Below are 10,271 nucleotides of genomic sequence, written 5' to 3' on the forward strand. Positions count from 1 at the left end.
GATAACCCTTATGAGTTAGGAGTAGGTTAAGGGGATACCAAAGAGGACCTAATCCCCCTGCCCCCCTCTTACAAAAGTAGGTTTTTTACGTTTATGGTGATTCGCCTTACTATTAACTTCAGCGACGGTTCCCTCCCCTTGCCAAGGGGAGGGGACCGGAAGTATAGCGTTTCTCATGTCCACAAGGTACAGCCCTCACCCCTTTCTCGTCGGCGGCCCAAGACGGGAGAGGCCTGTCCTGAGCCCTGAGCCCCGCCGAAGCCTGTCCTGAGCTTGTCGAAGGGGGTCGAAGGGGGCTGGGGGTGAGGGTGAGTCCGGGAACTGCTATAAAAAACCTACTCTTGTAAGAGGGGGGTAGGGGGTTAGGTCCTTCTAGAACAGAAACCCGCTTTCTTGTCCCTTGCATCTCAATCCGATATTGATGCTCTAAATTAGAAAAACAATTCTAGCAATGCTACCAATGGAAATAGAGTCTCAATTGCGATAAGCTAGGATTGTTTTTCCCGAAGACAGGAATGGGAAAGGGGGTGCATTTGGACCGGGCGACAAAATAGGATTGTAAACGTCATGGTTACGGGGAAACGAATTCACAACTGATTCAATCGTGAAACGAACCCCGGGAAACCCAGTTGTTCAGAGTAAAGAAGGGAGGGAGATCGTGAGGTCACCTAAATTAATGGGATGGGTGTTAGGGTTGTCTGTGATGATAACACCTCAGTTAGCTGTTGGACAATCTATTGAGGAACTCTCGCAACAAGGCAATAGTGCATTTACTGCGGGAAACTATGCCCAATCGGAACAGATTTGGCGTCAGGTTGTCCAAAATGATGCCAATAATCCAGCAGCCCATATCTGGTTGGGGTTATCCTTATTTTATCAGGATAAGGTGGATGAGGCGATCGCGCAATATCGGCAAGCGTTGGTATTGGACCCGAATAATGCCAGTGCGTATAATAATTTGGGGAATGCCTACACCGATCGCCAACAACATGAGGAGGCGATCGCTGCCTATCAGCAAGCATTACGCCTGAATCCGGATCAAGCTCAGACTTATTTTAATCTAGGGGTCGCCCTAACTGCGGTGAAGCGAGGGGATGAGGCGATCGCTGCTTATCGTCGGGCAGTCGCACTTGAGCCGAATGATGCGGAAGCGCAGGTGAAAATTGCTAATTTGTTGGTTCGGCAGAATCAGTTAGATGAGGCAGTTACCGCGTATCGGACGGCGATCGGACTTAATGCCAATGATGCGGAGGCACATCTAAATTTAGGGTTAGTTTTAGCTAGTCAGGATAAAGTGGATGAGGCGATCGTCGCCTATCGGCAAGCGCTCAACATCAATCCGAATCTCGCTGAAGTGCATAATAATTTGGGGGTGATGTGGCGACGGCAGAACAAGTTGGAGGAAGCGACTGCGGCGTATGAACGGGCGATCGCTATCTCACCTAATCTGGCTACAGCGTATAATGGTTTAGCCGGAGTGTATAGAGAACAGGGTAACATCGAACAAGCCATTGCCAGCTATCGCCGTGCTTTAGCCCTACCGGATCGACCGGCAAATCCAGCCAGTGCTCATACTTTAGCCCATAATGGATTGGGGCTAACCCTGAAGCAACAAGGCAATACTGCTGAGGCGATCGAGCAATTCCGACGGGCGATCGAACTCTCCCCCAATTACGCCCCAGCGCAATACAATCTCACTCAAGCTCAACAACAAGCAAATTAATTCACCCTAGGGACGCGGCAATGCCGCGTCCCCTTGAACGGGTAAGATTTCCCTACTTCAACTCAAATGCGGGAATATAGGATTTAGAAAGCCAACCCACTTGTTCTAGTAAAGAGGCGCGATCCCAATACAATCGTTCATACGCTATTTTGCCATCCCGAAACCCGACAACAATTACGATTAGCATTTCAACTTTTTTGTGCGTAATTGGAATATTAGGGAGAACAAAGATATCCTGAGAATGGGTGAAGGAAAAAGATTGCTCATCTACAATTTGGTTTTCACCCACGGTTCGAGAAATTAATTCTCCCTGAGTATCTGGGGGTAATTTGCCGATGAAATAGTTGGCATAAAAGTTTTCAATTTCTGCTTTACCCGAGGCAATTGTGGAGAGAGGAACTAGATTGACATAAGCATCCTCTGTCATGGTTGCTAATGCCGCTTTAACATCGTGGGTGATAAATTCAGCCGCTTGATGAGCTTCCCAAATTGCGACTAAATTTGGGTTGGGGGTTACGGAAGATAAAGATGTCGTTTCCATCAGTTTATCGTTTAAAGGTTAGGATGGCGATGGCTAAAGTTTTCGGTGCAGTATTCGGCAGATAGGACAAGAAACCGGGTTTTTGGCCTAGGTAATCCCACTTTAACGGATAGTGCCGGAACGATCGCACTTTTGGCGGCTAACTTATACGTCTTTTGCTTCGGCTTTTCTTGGGGTCCCGTCACCTGGGTGTTACTCGGAGAAATGTTTAACAATCGAAATTGCACCTAACCGACTGCTTGACAGAATTCTCACCGGATGCTTTGCTGGATACAGATGACCGGGTGCCGGGACTAAGCGATGTTGCACCTGCATCCCGTACTCATCAGGAACATGAGACACCAAAGTTCCTCCACAAGCAACGATCGCCACCTCCATCCCGCGACAAATCCCCAAAAACGGCAGATCTTTTTCCAGGCACAACCGCGCTAATGTGAGTTCAAATTCATCCCGTTCTAAGTCAATATTATAAATACTCGCATGAGACGCTCCCTGATAGGCGATCGGGTCAATATCGCCTCCACCGGACAAAATTAACCCATCTATCCGTTCCAAAACATCAGCGGGATTCGGTTCTCCCGGTGGCAGGAGTACCGGCATTCCACCTGCGGCGCGGACTGCATCAACGTAAGTCGCAGCGAGGGAAAAAGCGTTGACCCCATTTCTGCCATAAGTGCTAATGCCAATCAGCGGTGCTTTCAGAGATTTAGTCATAACAGGAGAGTAGGAGGGTATGAAAAATTCTTTTTTTATCTTCAACGTTTCAAGTAAAAAAGCAGTATAAAAAATTGCAGTTTAATCAAATTGGATAGATAGTCCATTGTCCTCCTCGTGATTCTTTTGCCACCACCAGACACCCTATTAATCTCCTATTTTTAACCCAGGAGTGCTGGATTGACATCGAGGGGAGGGTCGGGGGCGAGAATATCAACGGGGGATAGTTGATCCGTCTATTATCTTGTAGTTTACCCAGAAAAAAGCAAGCGATCGCCATGATTTGAAAAAAAAATTAAAGAGCCATGATTAGCATCTTTGAAGGGACAAGATCATCGGCAGTGAAAGGGCAATCTTAGCAAGATGCTCGCTTTCTCTATAAATGATTTAGACGCGCTGTGGAGATTCTCCCTCCTTGCAGCCAGTTTTGCAGCGGGTTTGGTACACTCAAAAGAGGCGATCGCCTGGATCATCTGGTACAGTCAACCTCTAGGGATAACAACACTGAAAACATTGGAAAGCGTAACCGATTCAGCACCCGTTAATCCGAGTCTACATCCAAAGGACCTGTCATGGCCGTTTTGGTTGGCGATGCCACTGTACCCTTATGGCAGAAGGCGCACCCTCTGTCAAGAAGTGGTCAAAGATACCCTCTGGACTTTTGAGCAGATTCAGGGCATTTTTTATGTCGTGGTTCCCATTCGCATGACGGTGGTCAAATTGGAACGCGGGGGATTATTGGTTTATGCACCGATCGCCCCAACGCCGGAATGTGTGAGACAAGTTCAGGCATTAGAGTCTCAACATGGGCCAGTTAAATATATTATCCTGCCTACGGTTTCTGGACTGGAACATAAGGTATTTGTCGGTCCGTTTGCGCGGCGTTTTCCCCTGGCGCAGGTGTTTGTAGCGCCGTCTCAATGGAGTTTTCCTCTAAATTTGCCCTTGAGTTGGTTAGGGTTGCCGCAACGACGGACTCAAGTGTTACCTAAAGATAGTAGCAAAGTCCCCTTTGCCGATGAGTTTGATTATGAAATTCTGGGTCCGATTGATTTGGGATTGGGACGATTTGGGGAAGTGGCATTTTTCCACAGATCATCGCGATCGCTGTTAGTCACCGATTCTGTGCTATCTATCCCAGAAGACCCTCCGGCGATCGTCGAACTTGACCCTTATCCTCTCTTGTTTCATGCTAGGGATAATGCTGCCGATGTCCGGAAAGATACTCCCGCTAATCGTCGCCAAGGATGGCAGCGAATTTGTCTATTTGCGTTTTATTTCCGCCCTAGCACATTAAATACCCTGAAACTCAGGCAAGCATTTCAACTGGCGCGAAACGTTAGCGATCGCTCCAAAAAAGCCTATTTTGGCCTCTTTCCCTTCGACTGGCAACCAGACTGGAAACAATCATTTGACCTCCTGCGCGCCGATGGGAGACTGTTTGTCGCACCCATCCTCCAAACCTTGATTCTCAACCGCGCCCCCCAAGACACTCTCACTTGGGCTGATACCGTTGCCCGATGGCAGTTTGAACGGATTGTTCCCTGTCATTTAGACTCGCCCCTTGCCGTCGGTCCCCAAGAGTTTCGGCAGGCGTTTAATTTTTTGGAACAGCCGTCGGGGAAGAGTAACCTGACGGTTACTGGGGAGAATTCATCGTTGAGCGATCGCGATTTTGCCACCTTGCGAACCATCGATGAACTCCTCGATCGCTGGCGAATTACACCCCCTCGTCAGGATAAAGTATAATTTTTGTTCAGGAATGATACCGCCCGGTTGTAACGGATTTGTGATCACGGCGATCGCACCGAAAATTTTCCAAGTCAAAATCGCGATCCGTCCCTGTCAGCTACCTCAAGAAAGACTTCTGCTAATCCACCGGATTGTTAAGGTTCGATCGCCCGAAACTCTGCTTCTGCCGCCCTCAATCCAAAAACTTCATGAAGTATTGTAAAAATTTTAATACACTTGAGAGGTACAACAACACAGCCAGAGGACCGTCTCATGCTAGAGTTATATCAATTTGAACTGTCGCAATACAGCGAAAAAGTCAGGCTCATCCTGGATTACAAAGGATTAGAGTACCGCAAAATCGAAGTCACCCCAGGCGTCGGACAGCTCGAAGTTTACCAACTTTCCGGGCAATCCCAAGTCCCCATTCTCAAAGATGGGAGTACCGTGATTGCCGATTCCACCAAAATTGCCAAATATTTAGACGAAAAATACCCCGATCGCCCCATTATTCCCACCAACCCCAAAGAACGCGGATTGTGCTTGATGATGGAAGAATGGGCAGATGAATCCATTGGTACCAAAAGCAGAGTCGTCCTGTTTCAGGGAATCAGTCAGGATCAAAGTTTTCGCAGTGCATTACTGCCGCCGAATACCCCAGATTTCCTCAAAAATCTGGTCGAAGCGGTGCCATCCGACCTCCTCAGAACCCTCGGTTCGGGTCTCGGTGCCTCCCCTGATGCCGTAAAATCCGCTGAAGACGCCATCAAGCAAGATTTAGAAGCTCTCTGTCTGATTTTGCAAGATCGTCCCTATTTAACCGGCAACCAGCCCACCCTGGCCGATTTAGCCGTAGCTGGATTATCCATCCTGCTCAAATTCCCCGAAGGACCCTATCTGGATATTCCCGAAAAATTGCGCGGCAAAGGCGTGATGGGGATTGCCGACAATCCCCTCTACGAACCCTTTTTCACCTGGCGCGATCGCCTCTATGCCGAATTCCGCAAACCCTTACCCTATAACGCCACTACTGCGATCGGTACAGGTCAAAAACCAACCTCCATTGAAATAGAATAAGCGATAATTCGGGTCAAAAAAGTATGTATGTTTTGAAAGCATACATACTTTTTTTGTCTGTTTCTAGGGTTGGCTGCATAAATTCTGTGCTATTTTTTTTACGATAAATCCTAAACTAACCTTGACGAGCAATTGTAGGGTGGGCACTGCCCACCTTTCTGTGCAGGTGGGCAGTGCCCACCCTACAATTGCTACAATTGCTTTTTTTGTGGGTTTCTAAAGGAGGCTGCATAAATTCTGTGCTATTTTTTCTTTCATGATTAACCTTAAAATAACCTTGACGGCACTAAATCATGTAGAATTTTTCATCAAGGTGTTGAAATAGCAGCATTTCCTTCCCCTTTCCCCTTATAAAAATTGCCCTATGAATTCCGATCGCCCATTAGGTTCTGTGATCCAAGGTTCTCTAAGTAAAGGATTAGAAGTCAAATTACATCCCGATGTCTCCGTCGAAGAGATGCGAGTCGGAAAATTTTTAGTCGTCCGAGGCGTGCGATCGCATTTCTTCTGTTTACTCACCGATGTCTGTTTAGGAACCACCAACGAACGCATTTCCATGAATCCTCCCCACCCGGAAGATACCTTCATGCAGGAAGTGCTCGCAGGCAGCAGCACTTATGGGAAAATCGAACTCTCCCCCATGTTAATGCTCACCCCGGATAGTGACGAAGGCGGATGGAGTCCTAATTCTCTCCTGAAAACCTCATCCAACAACGGACTCAAAACCAACGGATTGGCCTCTTACCAAGCCAATACAACGGGAGAAATGCAGTTAAGGCCGGTTAAAACCATTCCCAGTCATTTCTCCCAAGTTCATGATGCGAGTGAGAGGGATTTTCGCCTTGTCTTTGGCTGGGAAGATGACCCCCATCGCCGCAACTTTGCGATCGGTCAACCCCTGGATATGAACGTTCCCGTTTGCATCGACCTCGATCGCTTCGTCGAACGCAGTAACGGCGTTTTTGGCAAATCCGGGACCGGCAAATCCTTCCTCACTCGCCTCCTCCTCTCCGGCATCATCCGTAAACAAGCCGCCGTGAATCTCATCTTTGATATGCACTCAGAATATGGCTGGGAAGCTGCCACCGAAGGTAAACAATTTAGCACCGTCAAAGGCTTACGGCAACTGTTCCCCAATGAAGTAGAAGTCTACACCCTTGACCCCGAATCCACACGCAGACGGGGAGTGCGCGATGCTCAAGAATTGTATCTAGCTTATGATCAAATCGAAGTCGAAGATATCCGCTTAGTCTCACGGGAATTAAACCTATCCGAAGCCAGTATCGAAAATGCGATTATTTTGCGCAATGAATTTGGCACGACTTGGATTACCGAACTCCTAGCCATGACGAATGAAGATATCCAAATGTTTTGCGATGAAAAGCGCGGCAATAAAGCTTCGATTATGGCATTACAGCGCAAACTCGGACTGTTGGATGAACTTAAATATATCCGCAATAGCTGCCCGCAAAATTACGTTAAGCAGATTTTGGACAAACTGAATGCCGGTAAACATTTAGTAATTGAGTTTGGGTCACAATCCAATATGCTGTCTTATATGTTGGTGACCAACGTCCTGACTCGGCGGATTCATCGGGCTTATGTAGAAAAATCCGAGGTCTTTTTACAAACCAAAAACCCCCGCGATCGGCCCAGACAGTTGGTGATTACCATCGAAGAAGCGCACCGTTTCCTAGACAGCGCCACGGTTCGCCAAACCATCTTCGGCACGATCGCCCGCGAAATGCGAAAATACTTTGTCACCCTACTCGTGGTCGATCAACGTCCCTCGGGAATTGATAACGAAGTGATGTCCCAAATCGGCACCCGCATCACCGCCTTACTCAATGATGAAAAAGATATTGATGCCATTTTCACCGGCGTTTCTGGGGGACAAAATCTTAAATCTGTTCTCTCCAAGTTAGATTCTAAGCAACAAGCCCTCGTTTTGGGTCATGCGGTTCCCATGCCCGTCGTCATTCAAACTCGTCCTTATGATGCCAAATTCTATCAAGAAGTCGGCGATATGGATTGGGAAGGCATGGAGACCGATTTACTCTTAACTGCTGCGGAATCAGCTAAATTGGATTTAGGGTTTTAAAACTAGCCCGGAATTGGTGGTAAATTTAATCACTAAAAATCGTTGTTTCTTGTAGGGGCGCAATGCGCAGGCCCTTTATAGTAGGGGCCTGCGCATTGCGCCCCTACTATAAATACTTACATCAACAGCAGTTTTTAGAGGAGTGGTATAAATATCATGACTAAACCTTGGAAAAAACAGTGGGACTTTGATTTCACAGAAGAAGCCTTAGCTGAGGAATTAAATCAAGCTGAACAGGCTGCGATCGCCGCTGCAGAAAATGGTCCTTGTGCTGAGAAAGTCTCCTACAATGTTGAAGAAAATTTAATCACAATTCATCTGACAAATGGCTCAACTTTCTCCTTTCCGCCTGATTTAGCTCAAGGCTTAAGGGGAGCCAACCCAGAGCAACTCAGGGATGTTTGGCTGGATGCCGATGGCTTAAGCGTACATTGGGAAAGCCTTGATGCTGATTTTACCGTCTTAGGACTATTACAGGGCATTTTTGGAACCCGAAAATGGATGTCTGAATTAGGACGCAAAGGCGGAAAAATATCAACAGAAGCCAAACGGGAAGCAGCTCGTAAAAGGTTAGAAACCGGGTTTCTTAAGTCAGATGCTGATAATTAGCAACATCTTGGTGAAGAAACCCGGTTTCTTGTCCTATTTATCAAAGGTTAGAAACCGGGTTTCTTAAGTCAGATGCTGATAATTAGCAACAAATTTGGGCGAGAAACCCGGTTTCTTGTCCTATTTATCGAAGGTTACCCGTTGAATCGCTGACTGGATGACCCCCAGTGGGAAACGCCCGATCGCCTGGGTCTGTTAAGTTTTGCGATCGCTTGGCTGTAGGTTCTGGACTCTGGACTCAATCCGGTCTACACTGACTCTTAATAGCTTTGCTTCTCACTCCTCAATTTCACCCCTGTATTTAAAACCGTCAAACCGGGCATTTTTGTCATGATTTGGCAATCCTAACTCAATGAGAACTGTGGAATCAATCCGTTAGGGCGATTTCACCACGTTTAGGATAACTCATCTTCCTAAAGAGGGATAGTAACTTGGCTGATGCCTGATTAGTATAGAAATTAAGGCACTCCCGAAGATTGTAAACAATTATAAACAAATTCGGTAATCCAGGAATGCGGTGCTGGATCTAATCAGTAAGAAATAACAATTCTTTTCTTTTCTCAAAAAAAATCATCGATTTAAAATTTCAGTATTTAGGGGGAAATGTAGGGTGCTTAATAATTTTTTTTGCTCAACTATTTCAGAAACTCAGCCGAACCCATCGACCCAATCCCTAGGGTCTCAATGCCTATCAGCCTTGAATCTCTGGGCTGCGGGAAGCGTCTGTACGTTAGTGGCTACAGCTTATTCTTTGCTTGGCGGTGGAAATCTCGCGGCAGTGGCTAACCCGGTAGGGGTAACAGAGCAATCGAGTCCTTCTGCGGCTTGGGTTGCGGATGCGACTGCGGTGACGAGAACCCACAATTTACCCGATGGGGTTTATCTTTATGGTGAAACCTCCCAACCGGACGAACTCGGACAAGCTTACCTAGTTTTTGAGGTACGTTCTACTCAACTGATTGGGGCATTTTATATGCCTAGTTCATCCTTCGATTGCTTATACGGTACGGTGGAACCGCAACAGTTAGCCCTGACGATTGTGAATACTTACGAGAATACTGAGTATTCTTACGCAGTGGGAATTGAACATTCTCCGATCGCCTCTTCCCAGAATCCAGCCCGAGATAATATCGTGCGCCTAGAAGGATTACAATCCATCTCCACGGTTAGCGAGAATGATCAGCGGATTTTGAATGTCTGTAAAGAAAATTATCAGGAACAAGTCTGGGCGAAATAATCCTGGGGAAGCAAAAAAACCGACACCTGATCGAGTGTCGTTACCGGAAGTTAAGCTGTGCCTACAGGTGCTATAGCGGTTCCTACCGTTATTCGCGTACATTTTTGGAGTGCGAGCATCTTGCTCGCTCTTGATAATAGCGAGCAAGATGCTCGCACTCCTCTAAACGTTAAAATCGCAGTTTCAAAGCCCGATGGGTTGGATTATCCTGAGATTAATATTCAATCCCGGGTTGGGCTTTAACACCTTGTTCCCGGAACGGATGCTTGATGAGAGTCATTTCTGTTACTAAGTCAGCGCGTTCGATCAGGGGTGCGGGTGCGCCTCTGCCGGTGAGGATGATATGAGACTCCTCGGGCTTTTGCTCTAAACCGGCGATCACCTCCTCCACAGGTAGATAACCCAGCTTGAGTGCGATATTAATTTCATCAAGCAACACCAGTTTATAGTCCGGGTTGGTGATAAAACTTAAGGCTTTTTCCCAAGCTTGACGGGCTTTTTGAATGTCCCGATCGCGGTCCTGGGTTTCCCAAGTGAA

11 protein-coding genes are annotated in these 10,271 nt (G+C 47.1%); 8 read left to right on the forward strand and 3 right to left on the reverse strand.

Annotation, left to right across the window (positions count from 1 at the left end):
• Positions 1-703 precede the first annotated feature (703 nt).
• Positions 704-1,723, forward strand: coding sequence for a tetratricopeptide repeat protein (locus J0895_RS11280; RefSeq protein WP_207088189.1), 1,020 nt, complete (start codon positions 704-706; stop codon positions 1,721-1,723).
• A gap of 52 nt (positions 1,724-1,775) precedes the next feature.
• On the opposite strand, the gene J0895_RS11285 is transcribed toward J0895_RS11280, so the two are convergent.
• On the reverse strand, positions 1,776-2,264 hold the full coding sequence (locus tag J0895_RS11285; RefSeq protein ID WP_207088190.1) for a nuclear transport factor 2 family protein: 489 nt from the start codon (positions 2,262-2,264) through the stop codon (positions 1,776-1,778).
• 45 nt (positions 2,265-2,309) lie between these two features.
• On the opposite strand from J0895_RS11285, the gene J0895_RS26745 reads away from it, so the two are divergent.
• Positions 2,310-2,495, forward strand: a complete 186-nt coding sequence (locus J0895_RS26745; protein WP_340643494.1) for an MFS transporter — start codon at positions 2,310-2,312, stop codon at positions 2,493-2,495.
• On the opposite strand, the gene J0895_RS11295 is transcribed toward J0895_RS26745, so the two are convergent.
• Complete coding sequence (locus J0895_RS11295) at positions 2,457-2,978, reverse strand: gamma-glutamyl-gamma-aminobutyrate hydrolase family protein (RefSeq protein ID WP_242541216.1); 522 nt, start codon at positions 2,976-2,978, stop codon at positions 2,457-2,459. The two genes, J0895_RS26745 and J0895_RS11295, sit on opposite strands and share 39 nt — an antisense overlap.
• 591 nt (positions 2,979-3,569) lie before the next feature.
• On the opposite strand from J0895_RS11295, the gene J0895_RS11300 reads away from it, so the two are divergent.
• The 6 genes from J0895_RS11300 (at position 3,570) to J0895_RS11325 (ending at position 9,733) form a co-directional block, all read left to right on the forward strand.
• Positions 3,570-4,727: a DUF4336 domain-containing protein gene (locus J0895_RS11300; protein ID WP_242541218.1), complete on the forward strand. Its 1,158-nt coding sequence runs from the start codon at positions 3,570-3,572 to the stop codon at positions 4,725-4,727.
• Between the two features lie 13 nt (positions 4,728-4,740).
• Positions 4,741-4,932 (forward strand): hypothetical protein, encoded by a 192-nt coding sequence (locus J0895_RS11305; protein ID WP_207088191.1) that lies wholly within the window; start codon positions 4,741-4,743, stop codon positions 4,930-4,932.
• A 50-nt stretch (positions 4,933-4,982) separates the two neighbouring features.
• Positions 4,983-5,786, forward strand: a complete 804-nt coding sequence (locus J0895_RS11310) for a glutathione S-transferase family protein (RefSeq protein WP_207088192.1) — start codon at positions 4,983-4,985, stop codon at positions 5,784-5,786.
• Between the two features lie 364 nt (positions 5,787-6,150).
• A complete protein-coding gene (locus J0895_RS11315) occupies positions 6,151-7,887 on the forward strand; it encodes a helicase HerA domain-containing protein (protein WP_207088193.1) in 1,737 nt (578 codons plus the stop codon).
• Between the two features lie 156 nt (positions 7,888-8,043).
• Positions 8,044-8,496, forward strand: coding sequence for a DUF2442 domain-containing protein (locus J0895_RS11320; protein ID WP_207088194.1), 453 nt, complete (start codon positions 8,044-8,046; stop codon positions 8,494-8,496).
• 610 nt (positions 8,497-9,106) lie between these two features.
• A complete protein-coding gene (locus tag J0895_RS11325; protein WP_207088195.1) occupies positions 9,107-9,733 on the forward strand; it encodes a hypothetical protein in 627 nt (208 codons plus the stop codon).
• 214 nt (positions 9,734-9,947) lie between these two features.
• Here J0895_RS11325 and J0895_RS11330 read toward each other — a convergent pair.
• The coding region (locus tag J0895_RS11330; protein ID WP_207088196.1) for a cob(I)yrinic acid a,c-diamide adenosyltransferase at positions 9,948-10,271 on the reverse strand (324 nt) is incomplete at its 5' end.

It is taken from the genome of Phormidium pseudopriestleyi FRX01 (assembly GCF_017313335.1).
Classification (GTDB): Bacteria; Cyanobacteriota; Cyanobacteriia; order Cyanobacteriales; family Laspinemataceae; genus Laspinema; species Laspinema pseudopriestleyi.